Annotated in this window: 12 protein-coding genes and 1 riboswitch; of the genes, 6 read left to right on the top strand and 6 right to left on the bottom strand. The window is 46.1% G+C overall.

From position 1 onward, the window contains the following. Nucleotides 1-77: 77 nt before the first annotated feature. Together NG796_RS08655 and NG796_RS08650 are read right to left on the bottom strand one after the other, a co-directional pair. On the bottom strand, nt 78-1,139 hold the full coding sequence (locus tag NG796_RS08655) for a M28 family peptidase (protein ID WP_261205505.1): 1,062 nt from the start codon (nt 1,137-1,139) through the stop codon (nt 78-80). A 268-nt stretch (nt 1,140-1,407) separates the two neighbouring features. Continuing rightward, on the bottom strand, nt 1,408-2,376 hold the full coding sequence (locus NG796_RS08650) for a GNAT family N-acetyltransferase (RefSeq protein ID WP_261205504.1): 969 nt from the start codon (nt 2,374-2,376) through the stop codon (nt 1,408-1,410). A gap of 184 nt (nt 2,377-2,560) precedes the next feature. Here NG796_RS08650 and NG796_RS08645 point away from each other — a divergent pair, with 184 nt between their 5' ends. Next, on the top strand, nt 2,561-2,740 hold the full coding sequence (locus tag NG796_RS08645; RefSeq protein WP_261205503.1) for a hypothetical protein: 180 nt from the start codon (nt 2,561-2,563) through the stop codon (nt 2,738-2,740). Nucleotides 2,741-3,199: 459 nt separating this feature from the next. Then, nucleotides 3,200-3,370, top strand: a riboswitch (cobalamin riboswitch). A 39-nt stretch (nt 3,371-3,409) separates the two neighbouring features. Continuing rightward, a complete protein-coding gene (locus NG796_RS08640) occupies nt 3,410-4,474 on the top strand; it encodes a sirohydrochlorin chelatase (RefSeq protein ID WP_261205502.1) in 1,065 nt (354 codons plus the stop codon). 114 nt (nt 4,475-4,588) lie between these two features. Here NG796_RS08640 and NG796_RS08635 read toward each other — a convergent pair whose 3' ends face one another. The 3 genes from NG796_RS08635 to NG796_RS08625 form a co-directional block, all read right to left on the bottom strand. Then, on the bottom strand, nt 4,589-5,512 hold the full coding sequence (locus NG796_RS08635) for an Hpt domain-containing protein (RefSeq protein ID WP_261205501.1): 924 nt from the start codon (nt 5,510-5,512) through the stop codon (nt 4,589-4,591). Between the two features lie 168 nt (nt 5,513-5,680). Then, nucleotides 5,681-6,964, bottom strand: coding sequence for a nuclease-related domain-containing protein (locus NG796_RS08630; protein WP_261205500.1), 1,284 nt, complete (start codon nt 6,962-6,964; stop codon nt 5,681-5,683). A 360-nt stretch (nt 6,965-7,324) separates the two neighbouring features. Then, nucleotides 7,325-7,582: a DUF1830 domain-containing protein gene (locus NG796_RS08625; protein WP_261205499.1), complete on the bottom strand. Its 258-nt coding sequence runs from the start codon at nt 7,580-7,582 to the stop codon at nt 7,325-7,327. 424 nt (nt 7,583-8,006) lie between these two features. Between NG796_RS08625 and NG796_RS08620 the strand changes: the two genes are divergently transcribed. Continuing rightward, nucleotides 8,007-8,444: an MgtC/SapB family protein gene (locus NG796_RS08620; protein ID WP_261205498.1), complete on the top strand. Its 438-nt coding sequence runs from the start codon at nt 8,007-8,009 to the stop codon at nt 8,442-8,444. A 51-nt stretch (nt 8,445-8,495) separates the two neighbouring features. On the opposite strand, the gene NG796_RS08615 is transcribed toward NG796_RS08620, so the two are convergent. Further along, the gene (locus NG796_RS08615; RefSeq protein WP_261205497.1) at nt 8,496-11,069 is read right to left on the bottom strand and encodes a PAS domain-containing protein; all 2,574 of its coding nucleotides are present in this window, start codon (nt 11,067-11,069) and stop codon (nt 8,496-8,498) included. A gap of 242 nt (nt 11,070-11,311) precedes the next feature. Here NG796_RS08615 and NG796_RS08610 point away from each other — a divergent pair, with 242 nt between their 5' ends. The 3 genes from NG796_RS08610 (at nt 11,312) to NG796_RS08600 (ending at nt 15,843) form a co-directional block, all read left to right on the top strand. Continuing rightward, complete coding sequence (locus NG796_RS08610; protein WP_261205496.1) at nt 11,312-13,405, top strand: FAD-dependent oxidoreductase; 2,094 nt, start codon at nt 11,312-11,314, stop codon at nt 13,403-13,405. A 424-nt stretch (nt 13,406-13,829) separates the two neighbouring features. Beyond that, nucleotides 13,830-14,288 carry a hypothetical protein gene (locus NG796_RS08605; RefSeq protein ID WP_261205495.1) on the top strand — a complete coding sequence of 153 codons (459 nt, stop codon included), beginning with the start codon at nt 13,830-13,832 and terminating at the stop codon, nt 14,286-14,288. A gap of 589 nt (nt 14,289-14,877) precedes the next feature. Further along, nucleotides 14,878-15,843 carry a carotenoid oxygenase family protein gene (locus tag NG796_RS08600; RefSeq protein ID WP_261205494.1) on the top strand — a complete coding sequence of 322 codons (966 nt, stop codon included), beginning with the start codon at nt 14,878-14,880 and terminating at the stop codon, nt 15,841-15,843. The last annotated feature ends 143 nt before the right edge of the window (nt 15,844-15,986 follow it).

The following is a 15,986-nucleotide window of genomic DNA, read 5'->3' as shown; positions in this document are numbered from 1 at the left end:
TTTAAAAAGGGGGACTTTGAGTTAGATTTCCGGGAAACACTGTGATTTTGATGCTACATTGGATCAGGTGACTTCTCCTAATTTGGCGGAGTCTGGATTGAGTTGGTTTGTAAGCTTCCCTGACTCTCTAATAATGTGACGATCGCATCAGCAATCCGTTGGGCGGAACCGATAAAAAAAGCCCGATCAATCTGAAGGGGAGTATCACTGGATTGATGGTAGTGCGGCGATCGCAAATTTCCTGTATCCGTCACTAAAACGGCCCCAATTCCATGATACCAAAAGGGAGCATGGTCACTTCGCAAAGTATCAGGAATCAATAACCCTTTAAAGGGAACCGGCAAGGTATAAACCGGCGGTAAATTAGCCGCAATTTCCATCTGGAACACTTCCAACAGGGGTAAATGTTCTGTATCCCCAATGACGGCTACAAAGTCACCGCGATCGCTCGGCGGTTGTATAGGAAGTTGACTCGGATAATCCTGACATCCCGCTTGATAACAAGCAAATCCCACCATATCCACTACAATTGCACCGCGCAAGTCCGCCACTAAGTTGGGATCGCTGGCAAAGGCAAAACTGCCATGTAATCCGATTTCCTCTAAATCAAAAAAGGCTAACTCTAGCGATCGCTCAGTTTGCCGGTCCTGCAACAGTCGCGCCACTTCCAACAACACCGCTACCCCACTGCCATTATCACTCGCACCGGCAGAACCGGGAACGGTATCATAATGTGCGCCGAGGAGGATACTTCCCGATTCGGGATTCTTACCCGGTTTTTTGGCAAGCAGGTTGATTCCGTCTGCAAAAGGTTGAGATTGCGGCGTCCATCCCGCTGCTAGGAGGCGACTGCGGATATACTCTCGGGACTGCGATCGGCTATCGGGGGTTGAGCGATCAAAGGCTAATGCTTCTAAATCTGCCATCAGGCGATCGGGGACGACTGCCGGAGCCCGCCTGAGCTTCATGCTGAGGGGACTCGGTTTGGGAAGGGTGGGGACTGGATCTGCGGGTTGCTGTGAGAGAGGTACATCCGGTGGATTATCAAATGATACCGGGGATTGATGGCGAGCAAGACTCACTAAGATAATGGCGATCGCACTCACCAAGCAAAGCAGAATCCAGATTTTTTGTCTCATGGTTACGGGTTAATCCTATCAAATCAGGCAGGCACCGGCACCGCCGGTTGTGGTATAAATCTTATTATGAATGATAGGAGTACGAGCTTATAAAAGGAGTGGGAGCCTCTTGCGGGCTACTGAATGTTAGTGAGCAAGATTCTCCCACTCCTTGAACGCTGAAATGGGCTAATTGTAGGGCGATCGGAACCGATTTTAGGGGTTATTACAAACTGTTACCTTTGTTTATCCCAGCTTGTTTTCCATTACTACGAACTGTTGCCTTTCTCTATAGAGTTTTAACGTAGGAAAGCCAACTTTGGACGGGACGGAAGCCCATTGCGTCATACAATCGCGGTGCACCTGTGGCACTATCGGCATCGACCCCAAGCTTGATGCTGGTTGCACCGGCGCGGTAGAGTCGTTGCATGGCAGCGATGAGGATGGAACGCCCTAAACCCATCCGGCGGAAGCCCCGACGAGTTCCTAACCAGCTAATCCAGCCGGTTTTGCTGGAGTGGGGTAAAGCGGTTTGGAGGGAACTTTGGCAAAGGGCGGCAAAGGTGCCATCGGGGGCGACTGCCACTAAATCAAATTCCGGTTGATAGTTTGGATCCTGTTGCCAATCCTGATAACTACTGAGGGTTAAATCGTGGTGATCCCAGTGGTCAATAAAAGATTCGTTATATAAGTCTACCCAGGCTTGATCATCTCTTGGGGCCTCTACCGATCGCAGGGTAAATCCTGGGGGAAACTCTGGGGGGGGTAGGGTTTCCAGGTCAGATTTAACCAGGGTCAAAAAGGTTCGTTCTAGGCTAAAATTATGCCGTTCTAGGCTGGAAATTCTAATTAAGGCTTCGGCGCGAGTTTTGGTGTGTAAGTGGATACTCAGTCCACTCTTGTTACCGATCTCGCGTAGGCGATTTTCTGCCCAATCTAAAATCTCAGTTTCTAAAGGAATAATCCCCTCGGTAAAGCTGTTTTGGAGGGCATCTTTGGGGTCAACATAAAACCACAAATATCCATCCAGTCGTTCCTCGGGTTCAGGGATCCAAAGTTGTCCAAACCCGCGTAGGTGACCATTTGAGTCTTTCCATAAACGCCGGGACCTGACCGATGAGGTGGTGACGATCCATTTGAGATCGGCGATTGATTTATCTTCGTCTAGTAACCCATCGACTTCACAGGTTTTAACTAGATCAGCAATCTGTTGTAAGTCTGTTTCGCCCGCTACGGGGCATCTACTGATGATACTCATAAAAAAAATCAAAAAATGGGAAAAAAGGACAGGACAAACGCCACTGCGTTTGTCTATAAGTTGTAAGGCAAACTGGAGATCCATGCGGTATAGTTCTGAGTCCGTCGGGACAGAGTTGCGAAACTAAGTTTTAAAGACCCAAGCTCTGCAACGTCATCGCCCTCTGGAGGGAATAAAAGTCAGTATGCATCAAGAAAACAGTCGGACTGTAGATCCGGTAATCGGACCTTTTGAGCCTATTCCCTCAATTTTTTGTATAAAAATCAAGCTAGAACAGCGATCGCTAGTCCGCCACAGGTCATCACAACCGCCCGATCCCCCAGGGCGATCGCTTCAGCGATTTGTTTCAGTGATGCTTTTTTAAGACTCAAACGCTAAGTATGAGGCAGTCTCATACAAGTTCCATCCTTTATATGACTGGGTTATATTGCGCCAGCAAGCTCGATCCAAGTCGAACCTTTCTGTTCGCTTGCATCCGTAGAGTGACCGAGTTTCCTGTTTTTGACTTATCGATTTGTTATGGTTTGGTTATATCCAATTTAAAGTTATTCACCCCCAGCTTTAGGTTCGTAAGTCTATTTTGATTATACACCACAACCCAGGCAATCTGGGGAGAAATTTATAAAAGTGGGGGGAATAGAAAGGCTGAAACTGGCTTCGGAAATAGATAAAACCGCCTTTTGAAAATTGCCAACGTTCAAACTTGAATCCCTAAAAATTTCTGAGTTATTAATTCTTTATTCTTTATTTTATATCCGTTATAGGGAAGAGAATACAGCGGGATACCCCCATCTATCCCCCTCCCGAGCATAGAGATTGCCAGCTAAATAAGATAAGATAACGAAGCTAAAGGAAGGGCGAGGGGAAACTCCGGTGAAAATCCGAGGCTGTGCGGCAACTGTCAGCGATTGGGGGTCTGGAGTCCCCTATTCTCAGCCCGGGGACTCAGACGCGATCGCAAGCCAGAACGCCCTCGCCCGTTATTTGCTCAATCGATTTCCTGCCTCGCACGGGACAAGGAGCCTGAAAATTAATGCCTAACGTCAAAACATCCGATCTCATCGAAATTACATCCGAAACTTCCGAGTTAGAGTCTGTAGAATTGCCTCCATTACCGATCCAACGTCCTTTATTATTGGTTGGGCATGGCACCCGAGACGAACGGGGACGGCAAAGCTTTCTGGATTTTGCAGCCGCCTATACAGCCTTAGACTCGTCGCGTTTGGTTGTGCCTTGTTTCCTAGAACTGACGGGCCCGACGATTCAGGAGGGGGTAGATCGGTGTGTGGACCTGGGATATTCTGAATTTTCCGTGTTGCCCGTCCTACTGTTTGCCGCGCGCCACAATAAGTTTGATATTACCAATGAATTAGACCGCGCCAGGGAAAGGCATCCCCATCTCAAGTTTTATTACGGACGGCATTTCGGGATTGCGCCGGGAATTGTGGAGTTATGGCGATCGCGACTGGCACAACTAGACCAACCGGAACATAACCCCCATCAAATTGAGCGATCGGACACGGTATTACTCTTCGTCGGACGCGGTTCTAGTGATCCGGATGCCAATAGCGATGTCTACAAAATTGCCCGAATTTTGTGGGAAGGTAGCGGTTATAAAACCGTGGAAGTTTGTTTTATTGGCATTACCCATCCGCGCTTAGAAGAAGGATTTGACCGTGCCCGACTCTTCCAACCGAAACGGATTATAGTGGTTCCTTATTTTCTGTTTACCGGCGTTTTAGTACAGAAAATTTTCGATATCACTGCCGCGCAACAAGAACAATGGACAGACCTTTCCATTACCGCACTGCCGGAAATGGGAATTACTCGGGAATTGCTCACCCTCCTGCGCGATCGCGAGATTGAAACCCATCTAGGGCAGGTGCAAATGAACTGTGAAATGTGCAAGTTCCGTTTAATGGCAAAGTCAGAAGGTCACGGTCATAACCCCGATCACGGCCATGCTCACGGCCATGCTCACGGCCATGCTCACGGTCATGATCACGACCACGGCCACGCCCACGGTCACAGTCACGATAATCCCGACCCCTATGCTAATGTGGATGCCTACCATCAACGGATTTGGCAAACACCCTAATCTTAATTCTTAAAAGCCCCCCAGTAAGTAAACAGTTATTCCTCTGGCCTCCCCCTTTTTAAGGGGGACGGGAGGGGGATCTCAGGGGGGTTGGGGGGATCAATCCCTTTCTGTTTAAGATTTCACCGCTTTAACTAACAACTTGGTCAAGACCGTAAGCTGTTTTTTATCAAAGGTTTCGATCAGTTTCTGCGCGGCTGCTTGTGGCTCTGCTTTAATGATAAACTCCTTATCTTTGAGCTTGATACCTGCGGGCGGGGGTGACTGACCGGCTAATTCCAATAATAATGAACTGGGGGGCATCGTATCCGGTTTGCCCACGGCGATAAAATCGCTGGCATATTTGAGTTCTTTAATCGTCACAGGGGCGATTAGGTCATAGCTGTTTTGGGGATTGGCGATCGCCCCCGCAGCAGTTTTAACCAAACTTTGCCAATTCTGCATCTGAGGACTCATTTCAGCCAGTTGATTGCACAAGGTCCCGATCCGTTTGCGGTTTTCTGCATCGGGCTTTTGCTTGAATAGCATCAACATTTGTCTCAACAGATTGATCACTTCGTTAGCAATCTCTAAGCCCACGTCACGGCTGGTTTGCTGTGCCTCCGCTTCAGCCCCTCCTTGAACAAGGGCATCCAGATATTTTTTCAGTTCTTCAAACACCGGCTGGGACTCTTGGACAATGGCGGCCCCATCTTCTTCTCTTAAGCCAAAAGGTCCTTGGAGGCGTTCCAGTAATTTTTGCAGGGTATCATACCCTTTTAAAAATAAGGTTTCTAGTTTTTGGTCAACAGGAACTGGCTCCTCTTTGAGAATCTTAAAGCAATCCTCTAAGCTGTGGGCTGTCTTTTGAATACTCCCAAAGCCCAACATCGCTGCACCCCCTTTGACTGAGTGGGCAGCCCGAAACAGTTCGTTCAATTGTTCCTGATCGTTCATGGTGGACTGTAACTCTAACAGTCCTTTTTCGATGGTTTCGAGGTGTTCCCGAGCTTCCTCGATGAAATACCCCATGATCTGTTGTTGCTTCTCCGGATCCACAGCAGACTCCCTCTAACTAACGATTCTCTCCTTCTCAGTTTTAACTGAGATCTGGCACCCATTGCATGAACTGCCGACGGTTGATCACCGATAGTCACGCCAGACTGGTTTGAAACCCTCCTATCCACAGGTTTTAAGGGCGATCGCATCCCCAATCCCAGATAGGATTTATTGCCCAGGGGCCAATCTCCCCTCCCCACCTGACGAGAGTTGATATGTTTTCACCTCCGGTACTTCCTGGAGGACCACATCAATCGGGACAAGCCGTCCCACAGTGGTGTAACAACCGCCTCCTCTAATGGGAGTCGTGGTTGACTTGGACGGAAACCGTTCTAGGTGGTTCAGAAACCAATCCCGGGTCTGAGGCATCGGCAGCAAGTACAATAGGCCAATTTCTACAAAATAATAGCATAACCAATCTGCTTCGGTGTAGAGAAAGCAACCCGGGGTATTTTTCTCTTGATTGGTTTGGGTTTCAAAAAAGAAATTGCCAGTTTTATGATAGCGATCGCCTTTAATTTCTAGTTTAGATTCCCCCCGGTCCGTCGTTACCAGTAAATCTACATCAATGGCGCGATAGTGCGGGTCATTTTCAACGTTTTGAACAGAAATAGTCCGGGGAGAATTTTGCAACCACTGGGTAATATCCGCCGTTGCCCGATCTGTAACCTCGGTACTTTCTTGCATGGTGTAGGTCCGACGTGGGACCGGATTAGCCACCCTAGGCGTAGAGGGTTTTGGCATCGGTTTCGGTAAGGGGGCTTTGGGGGCGATGGTGTCCGATGGGGGAATTGTATAATTGGCAACAGCCTCGGCGATCGCCGCAACTTGTTGGGCTGTGAGGCAGGGTTCTGACCCCTTTAACAAGTCAAGTAAGGCATTGACGCGATGCAAAATCGGGACGCTACATTGAGTTGTTCCCACCCAATCGGCGATGGGAAAAACCACAGGTGCTGTGACAAAATTAGCCGGTAAATCAGAGAAAATGGTCCGAATCCAATCCTCGAACATTTGCTGATGATAGGCACTTTGGGAACTGGGACTTTGGTTTATGGGAACCCATCGCTTTCCTTCCCGGCGTTTCCATTGATCTTGGTAGGCTCTAAATGACCCTTTCCAGGTTTTGAGTTCGACCAGAAAAACCCCATTTTTACCAATAATTAAATGGTCAATTTCCGTTAGAATCCCCGGTTTTCTAGTGGGAATCAAGGCATTGTTGAACAAAACGTCAGAATCTGGTAACCATTGCAGGAGGAAGGACACGACGCTTTCTCCCAGACTGCCTTTGACTTGCTTACTAACGCGGTTAATTTCCCCATAAAAAAAGCGAAATTGACCGAATAAACTCGTTCCCAACAGGTCTTGCTGGGTCTCTCGTTGCCCTTGAATTTTGGATTCAATTTGATTTTTCCATGCGACTCTCAAGGTGGAAGACTGGGATAAAATCTTCATAGTCCTGCCTCGTTCGTGAGTAGTAGCGATCGCATCCTCAACCGGCTAAATTTTACACCCCAGCTTAAACACTCGCCCCGGATGCCCTCTCAATCCTGACTGCGATCGCTTCTACTTTACACCAAAAGGGGCGCTTAAAATTCCGTTGGGTTCTCAACATTTGCGCCCTAACTAAGGGATTTCCCTAAAAAATGGGGGATTTCCCCAATCCGATTTTATTTTTTGGAGTCCCCTAAAATAAAGAGAGGAGAAAAAGCGATCGCTTCTTCTCCTCTCTTTTGCACACCCATGCATCACCCAATCATTACATCAATAGACAGTGTTTTAACTGCTAAAAATCACCCAGAATTTTATCGGAACTTAACAAGCTGCTAGTTGTTGCCCTAGGAATTTTGAGACCGTTGTGAAAGATGAGCTGCTCTCTTGCATAACTTGCAAGCGATCGCATTTCACCCGAGCCGCTAACTGCAAACCAGAATTCTGCGCCTTGTAAATTTCTAAATGGGCTGTAGAAAGAGCTTCAAAAAAAAGCCGTTGTCCCGGAAATACAACACGCTCAAAATCCCAACTTTCTCGACATTCACTCTTGATTACCTGAATCTCACTGGTAGAATTCAAATAATAACAAAGAACTTCATCAGAGCAGGGGAAAGAGAGAGAATTCATCGATTGAGGCATAGCCGTCTCGTTTGTTTCACTGTTCTCTAGTATCTTTTTCCCATAACCCAACAGGCGATGACCTCTATCTAAAGGAATAGTTTAATTTTGCATAATTTATTTTTATCGCCCTAACCTTGACTTCCCCTGCCTCAAGGTCGAGGTCATAAGACCCCTAGCCTACTCCAAAAATCAGCAAGACAGGAATATTTCAAAGAATCCCAGGATTCATGCCCAGGATTAAACCCGAAATGCCCTCAATTCTAAATATAAATTTAACTTATAAAATACCTCATAGGGTTCAGGTCCCTCTCACAGATCGAAGACATTTTGACCCGTTTCCTTGTAGAGTAAAGGATGCAGACTCCATTTAGGGAACTCTATTGTGTCAAATCTTAGCACCCTTGCTCCCGTGGATACCTTGCACTTGTTGGGGCGAGTTGGGTTATCCTTGTTCGTCGGGGCCGTGATTGGATTCAATCGGGAAAGAGAACATAAACCAGCCGGTTTAAGAACCTATATGCTGGTTACTTTTGGAACAACTCTTTTAACTTTGTTGCCTGTGCAAGTCGGTGTCGCATTAGAAAGTACCGATGCCTTTAGTCGAATCATTCAAGGCATTGTGACGGGGATCAGTTTTTTGGGAGGGGGAACGATTTTGCGCGATCGCGATCGGGTTCGGGGATTGACCTCCGCAGCCGCAATTTGGGTCGCGGCTGCCCTCGGATTGTTAATTGGTTGCGGGTTGTGGCAACTGGGATTAGCCAGTGTCTTAATCTGTTGGGTGATTTTGCGAGTAGTCAAACAAATCGAACCGCTGTAATTTAGGTCTTGATTGTTGATAACATAACCTGAGTTTTTAAATCCATAAGATTCATTCAAATAACGCGGGTTCCTCATAGTTTTGATGCACGGGCAACTCAATCATTAACTCCGTCCCTTTTCCCACTTCCGAGGAACAAGTTAACTTGCCTTTATGTTGTTCCACAATAATTTGATAACTAATTGATAATCCCAATCCCGTACCCATTCCCACAGGTTTGGTCGTGAAAAATGGATCAAACATTCGTTGTTGAATCTCTGGGGTCATCCCCGGACCATTATCGATAATTCGGATGATAACCCAGTCAGGGCTGGGTTGTTCTGCGGAACTTTGCTCACGGATAACGGCTTCAGTCTGAATGATGATTTGGCGGGGAGGGTCTTCGGTTTTGAGAACATCGATCGCATTGGTGATGATATTCAAAAACACTTGATTGAGTTCGCTGGGGTAACAATCAACCTGGGGCAAATCGCCATACTCTTTAATCACCGTAATTCCGGTATTTGAGTTTGGATTCGGGCTTTCATCTTTGAGATGGTGTTGTAAAATTAACAGGGTGCTATCAATCCCTTCATGAATATTCACCTGTTTATTTTCCGCTTCGTCTAAGCGGGAAAAATTACGCAGCGATCGCACAATTTCCCGAATTCGTTCCGCCCCCACTTTCATGGATCGCAACAACCGAGGCAAATCTTCAAATAAAAACTCTAAATCAATTTCCTCAATCTCTTCTAAAATTTCTGGATCCGGTTCGGGATAATGCTGTTGGTAGAGGTTCACTAAATTAACCAAATCATCAATATAAGAAGTGGCATGAACAATATTTCCATAAATAAAACCCACGGGATTGTTCACTTCATGGGCAATTCCCGCTACCATCTGTCCCAACCCAGACATCCGTTCCGTTTGAATCAGTTGAGTTTGAGTGCGTTGCAGTTCATAGAGGGTTTCTTCTAACTCCTGTGCCCGTAATTCTAATTGAGCTTCCGACTTCATTAAAGCTTGCTGGGCTAAATGGCGATCGGTAATATCTAAAAGACTTCCCAACACCTTAACCACTTCCCCCGCTTCATTAAAAATCGGTTCTCCATTGGCCGAAATATAGCGGATTGAACCATCAGATTGAACAATCCGCTGTTCTACCTGATAGGATTCTCCCGCCTCAATGGCGCGTTCGATAAGTTGTGCAGCCGTTTCTCGGTCTTCCGGGTGAATTTTTTGCAAATATTCGGGATAGGTTGGGGAGGCTTCATGCAAATCTAAACCTAACATTCGATAAACTTCATCGGAACAAATAATTCGGTTTGTGGCAATTTCAAATTCCCAACATCCCACATGAGCCAATTTTTCGGCTTCCGACAACAAAGAAGCCATTGCCCGAGTTTTGGCTTCACTTTTTTGTAATGACGCAATTAACCGAGCATTTTCGGCTTCAGCTAGTTTGCATTCGGTCATATTTTGAGTCATAACCATGCCCCCTAAAACTTTTCCGGCTTCATTTTTGATGGGCAGAATTTGGGCTAAATAAATGCGACTGCCAAAGGTGAGTTCAGTTACTCGGGTTTCTCCGGCGAGTACCTCCCGATACAAGGGTTCTAGGGTTTGGCAAATGTCCGAAGGAAATGCCTCTTGAAGTGTCTTTCCTTCTACGGTTGTTTTAGTCAAATCAATCGCTTCTAAATCCCTGCCTTCTGCTAAGGTATGATGCAAGTCTCGGTCAAATAACAAAATTACGCCATTGGGAAAGTTTTTGACAAAGGTCCGATAGAGATTTTCCCGCTGACGTAAGGAATTTAAAACTTGTTTGCGGGAAGTAATATCACTTAAAAAGACTAATATCCCCGAGTCATACGGATGAGCGCGCACCTCTAACCAAGTCTCTTTATAGGGATAACAGGCTTCTACAGGTTGAGGATTTTGACCCGATAAAGCACTTTTCAAATCTGCAAAAAATTGGGCCAATTCGGGAGAGAGTTCGAGAGCTTCCTGGGGTTGACAAAGGGTCTGCTGGGTGGTGTGTAATAACTTTTCGGCTTGGGGGTTGATATAAATGACTTGACTTTGGGAATTTAAGTTTAAAAAGCCTTCATTAATTTGTTCTAAAATGGTCAATTTTGGGGCAATTTTGGGGTTGAATTCGAGGATATTTTCCTCAAGAGGGCGAGAGAAACTCTCACCCAAGGGAGAAATAGTTCCATCTAATCCACAAATATTTCCCTGGCGATCGCAGATGCCTTGACCGATTTCACGGACCCAAACCATCGTCCCATCGGCTTTGAGCAGTCGGTAGTCTAACGTATAAGGCTGTTGTGATAATAAAGCCGCTTCCACCCTCTGTTGAGCCATCCCCTGATCCTCGGGATGAACCAGAGTTTTAAATCTAAGAATGGAATGGTGGAGAAAATGGGAGATTGGATATCCAGAAATTTGTTCAATTCCTTTGCTGATAAAGGCAATTTTCCAGTTTCCTTGATAGGTGCATCGATAAATGGCACCGGGAATATTATTAATAATACTGTGCAACAGCGCTTCGTTCTCCGCTGGGGGATGATCCGAGGATGGGGACCCCTCAAACCCGGGAGTTTTAAACGGTTTCATCGGTAAATTGGATGAGGTAACGTGCATGGGTTAATAACGTCCTAAGTTTTCCACGGGTTCTATCGATTTAAAGACCTTCAATCCCTGAATCCCTACTGAATAGAGTAAGGCGATCGCCCTATTTTGCAACCTGAATTCCCCAATTCCCCTCCGTATAGCTAACATGAACAAGGAGGAAAAGTAGTATCTGTAACAGACATTACTGTAACAGACACTGCGGATCCCCTTTCTCAACGTAACCGTTTACCAGCTTACCTAATTCGATACCTATGCAGCGTCAATCGCAGCTTTTACCACAGCATCTCGTTCGGGGCATCTCCCCAACTCGGTCCTGTTTCAGCCTACTCGTGAGCTTAATCACCCTGGCATTAGCGACTTCTGTCGCCGATGCCACACCCCCTCGCGCCCCAGATCAAGAAGTCGCTTGTGAAATGTTAGTCGCCGGGGGTGGATTAGCAGGTGCTGCCAGCGCCTATGAGTCCCTATTGGCGGGTCGGACGGTTTGCATCACGGATATTACCGACTGGATAGGGGGTCAAATTTCCTCCCAAGGCACTTCCGCCCTGGATGAACGACCCACCCAACGACAACAGTTATTGTATCCCCGAGGATACTTGGAATTTCGCGAGAGTATCCAGCGCAAGTATGGACGCCTCAACCCGGGTCAATGTTGGGTGAGTGAATCCTGTTTTATGCCGTATGACGGCCATAAATTGCTATTTGAGCAATTGGAAAGAGCAGCCAAACGGGGGAAAGGAACTCTCAAATGGTATCCCAACACGGTGATCAAAGAGTTGGATATTTCCCCAGGGACCGAAGGGGGCGAACAAATTCAAAGTGCGATCGCCATCCAAATCAAACCGGCCCCAGGTCAGCCCCCAGTGAATGCGGAACCCCTCTCGCAAATCCTGGAAGATGCCTATCGCTACGAAAATTCCGCCCGGTTTAATAAAAACATTGTGCGGTTTGTGCCCATGACGCGCGATCGCAATTCCCGCAATGGGAACAATGTCGCACAACCGGCCCAATGGTATGTAATTGATGCGACAGAAACTGGCGAACTGATTGGGTTAGCGGATGTACCCTACCGCCTCGGGGTTGATCCGCGATCGCCCCTGGAACCCTCCGCTTCTAGCGCCGAGGGCAATCCCTACTGTACTCAAGGGTTTACTTATACGTTCGCCATGCAGGCCACGAAAGAACCCCAGCAGCACGTTAAACCGGCATTTTACGACCGTTACGCGCCTTATTACAGTTACGAACTGGAACGGTTGGCGAATTTTAATTTAGTTTATACCTACCGCCGGATCTGGAGCGAAAAATATCAGAAAACTCTCCCTTCCAACCCCCGAGAATATCCCATTAATCCCGGGGATATTTCCATGCAAAACTGGACTTGGGGGAATGATTATCGACCAGGAACGGCTCAAGATAATTTAATCTATACCCGTCAGCAGTTAGAATCCACCGGGCAACTGGAACCGGGGGGATGGATGGGAGGATTAAGAACCGAAACCCTGCAAGCAGGAGAAGAACACGCGACTGGCTTTTTCTATTGGTTAGTCCAGGGAACAACTGATTCTCAGTTAGGAGATGGGGTGAAACAGCCTAACCCGAATCATCGGTATCTTTCCGGACTCGATTCGCCAATGGGAACCGCCAATGGATTATCGAAATATCCTTATATGCGCGAGGGACGGCGGATTATTGGGCGGCCCGGTTGGGGTCATCCCGAGGGGTTTATGGTTTGGGAAATCGATATTTCTCGGGCGGATTATTCTAACGAGTTTTATCGGACAAATTTGCTACCCGAAGATTATCGCCGGTTGTGGGAATCCCTATCGGGATTAGGAACCTTAGAGGCGATCGGACAAAGGCCGAATTTGGAGGGACGACCCTCGCGATCGCGCTCTACAATTTTCCCTGATTCTGTGGGAATTGCCCACTATGCGATCGACTTTCATCCTTGCATGACCCTCTCGCCTCCGGAAGCCCCCGGAAACACCGAACTAGAGGGAGAACGTCGGGGGGCAGGCACTGCTTATCCCTTCCAAATTCCCCTCCGGGCCTTAATTCCCCAACGGATTGACAACCTATTAATTGCTGGGAAAAGTATCGCTACAAGCCATATTGCTGCCGCTGCCTATCGAGTACATTCCTTTGAATGGTCCTCTGGAGTTGCAGCCGGGAAAACTGCCAACTTTTCCCTAGAAAAAGGCATCCTCCCCTATCAATTAGTAGACAATCTCCCCCAACGAGAACCCCAGTTAGAAGAGTTACAAACTCGTCTAGTTGATAGCGGCAATCCCGTTGCCTTTCCCAATACCTCCATCTTTAATAATACCTGGGAAGATTGGAAATAGTTAGGCGGCTATTCTAGGATTAGTTTGAAAAAAAAAGAAACCGGGTTTCTTCCATGAATGGTTTGCTAATGTACAGACCGTTTAAAAAGAAACCCGGTTTCTAAATCCTTCTATATCTTAGCTGGAACGATGGGCTTGAATCATTAACATGACAGGGGCTTGCTCACTATTGGAGTGAAGAAACAACGGGTATTTAAGGCAAAATTCAGGAAATGCAAAAAATAAGAGTTTTGTCAAGAGGCGTATTTGATAAGAATTGTCACAAATTTAATTACTGAAATGAACAAACGATAACTTTGTTCTGGGGTAGCATGACAAGGCGTAAAAAGAGGGTTATAGTAAACGTAAGCATTAGGGTAGCCTTCTGCGAATTCTCTCCGATTTAACGGATTTAACTCTTTGTAAACCCCGACCAAAAAACATTATGAAGCGCGTAATCATTGTAACCGCCTCCATTGTAGCCACAGTCTTACTGAATTCCAGCATCGGGATTTCTCAACCCAGTGAAACGGGAGGACGAGAACCCGGATTTTGGCAACCGGAAACCGATGTAAATGTCAACCTTCCGATCAACATTACCCTGCTGAATAATGCAGGAATCTCTTTGGAATATAGCCTTCAAGATGGCGGATTTCGACAAATAGGGGCGGGAACCCGAGTCGGGTTAGGCAATTTCCTGCTCAATCCCACTTCCCAGACTGATTTGTATCGAAACTTGAATGTTTTTATCAATTCCCCAGTGGGTGCGAGTGAGGTTCCTTTACATTTTGATATTAATTCCGTCGGAAATGATGTCACCATCACGATTCGCCCTGCCATGACGGGAGAACGAATTGACCGAGGATTCTATACCGATGAAAAAGGCCGAATTTATGCCTTTTAATTGGAACCATTAATTCAGAGACCTGTTGTTAAGGTAAAAAGGGGAAAGCCGGGATGATTAGGCTTTTCCTTTTTTATTAAAATAATAAAAATTAATTTTTATTATTTAAAATAATAAGATTTTAGTAAAAAAATTAAAGAAAATCTAGGTCTTTTAATACCCAAAATCTGGCGTAGTTTTATCAAAAAAAGTTGCCTAATTCTTTAATATTTGCCGTTTCATTCTGCTAGAATCAGGTTCAAAAATTCAGATTACTAGCGCGAAGAATGACTCTAAGTTTTGATTAAGGGCCTACAAAAAAAACGGAAATGTGAAGGAAACTCGATAACCGTCCTAATGATTCAATCCTGGACTGACCCCCTGAGATTATAGTAAAGTTGCATGATTATGCTGGGTTGACAAGCCTTGATCAGTTCTGTCACAATTGAAGCAGTTTGCTAACAACGCAATTCCCCAGCCATTTTCCTCCTTTTCACTGCCCTAGAGATCTTTAGTTAGGGCAGCCCCCTCATTCAGTTGCTAGACTTGTTCTTCCAAAACCCGAGGAAGAACAGGTCCCTCCATATCCCGTCTTGGAATCATGAACCCCATGAATCAAACTGTGAGCACCCATTCTAAATCTGACTCTAATAAAACCTTTCCCGCCTCTGTTTTATCCGTCAGTCGAGATGAGTTTGGTTATCCAGAAGATAACCCCAATGCCCAATCTCCGCCGTTAACCCTCAAAGAAAAAGATGGGAAACCTCTACCCACTGATTTGCAGGGTCATGCCTTTATTATTGGGGCAACGGGTTCGATTAACTCTTACCGACCGGATGTTACCAGCAATACCGTTTGGCCTTCCCATGACGGAACTACCCCGTTGTACAATGGCGATGGCATGGTTTACCGCATTGATTTTGAACCCTTGACCGAAGGGGCGAAATTATCCGCTAGACAAATCAAAGCTCCGTGCTACTACGCTGATATTGCCACAAATCATTGCCAAAAATATCAGGGTTCTGAGGGAAATCCCAAATTAACAGATTTAAGATTTAAAAATCTGGGTATTACCCGAGTTTCTGGCCCTTTAGGAACCCGCAATCAACTCAATACAGCTTTTCTTCCCCTGAAATTTTCTGAGGCCGAACATGAACGGTTACTGGTGACTTGGGATGTGGGTCGTCCCTACGAAATCGACCCCAAAACCCTGGAAATTGTTACGCCAGTGGGGAAAAATTCTGAGTGGGAAGAAGTTAACGAAGTGGAAAAACTCTTTTTTAAACCGACCACTCCCTTTAAAACGATTCAAAGTTCAGCCCATCCCGTTTTCGACCCTTATACCCATGAAATGTTTACGGTGAATGTGGGGCGATCGCTCTCTAACGTCTTGTCTCAATTCATTCCCTTAGTCTATTTGGGTAAAGAGTTCCTAGACTGGATCAAAAAACAATTCCACAAATTATACTGTAAAAAAGTAGAAAAACCCGCAGAAGAATTATTGCAGGTTGGTTACTTCCCCCCCCCCCGAAAAAACACCTCAAAAATTTGTTTTAAATGTCTTAGAACCCTTTAAAATAACGGGTAAAAGTCTTTTACAATTTTTGAGAGCTTGCATTGGGATATTTACTGATAATTTTCTATATTTAGTCCGGTGGGATGGTTCAGGAGACCTGGAAAAATGGCAAGTTCTCTACCAGGGTTCTCCACTCAAAATTA

Origin of the sequence: Laspinema sp. D2d, from assembly GCF_025370755.1 — a bacterium.
In the GTDB taxonomy this organism is placed as follows: Bacteria; Cyanobacteriota; Cyanobacteriia; order Cyanobacteriales; family Laspinemataceae; genus Laspinema.
This window is presented reverse-complemented; position numbering and strand designations above follow the sequence as displayed.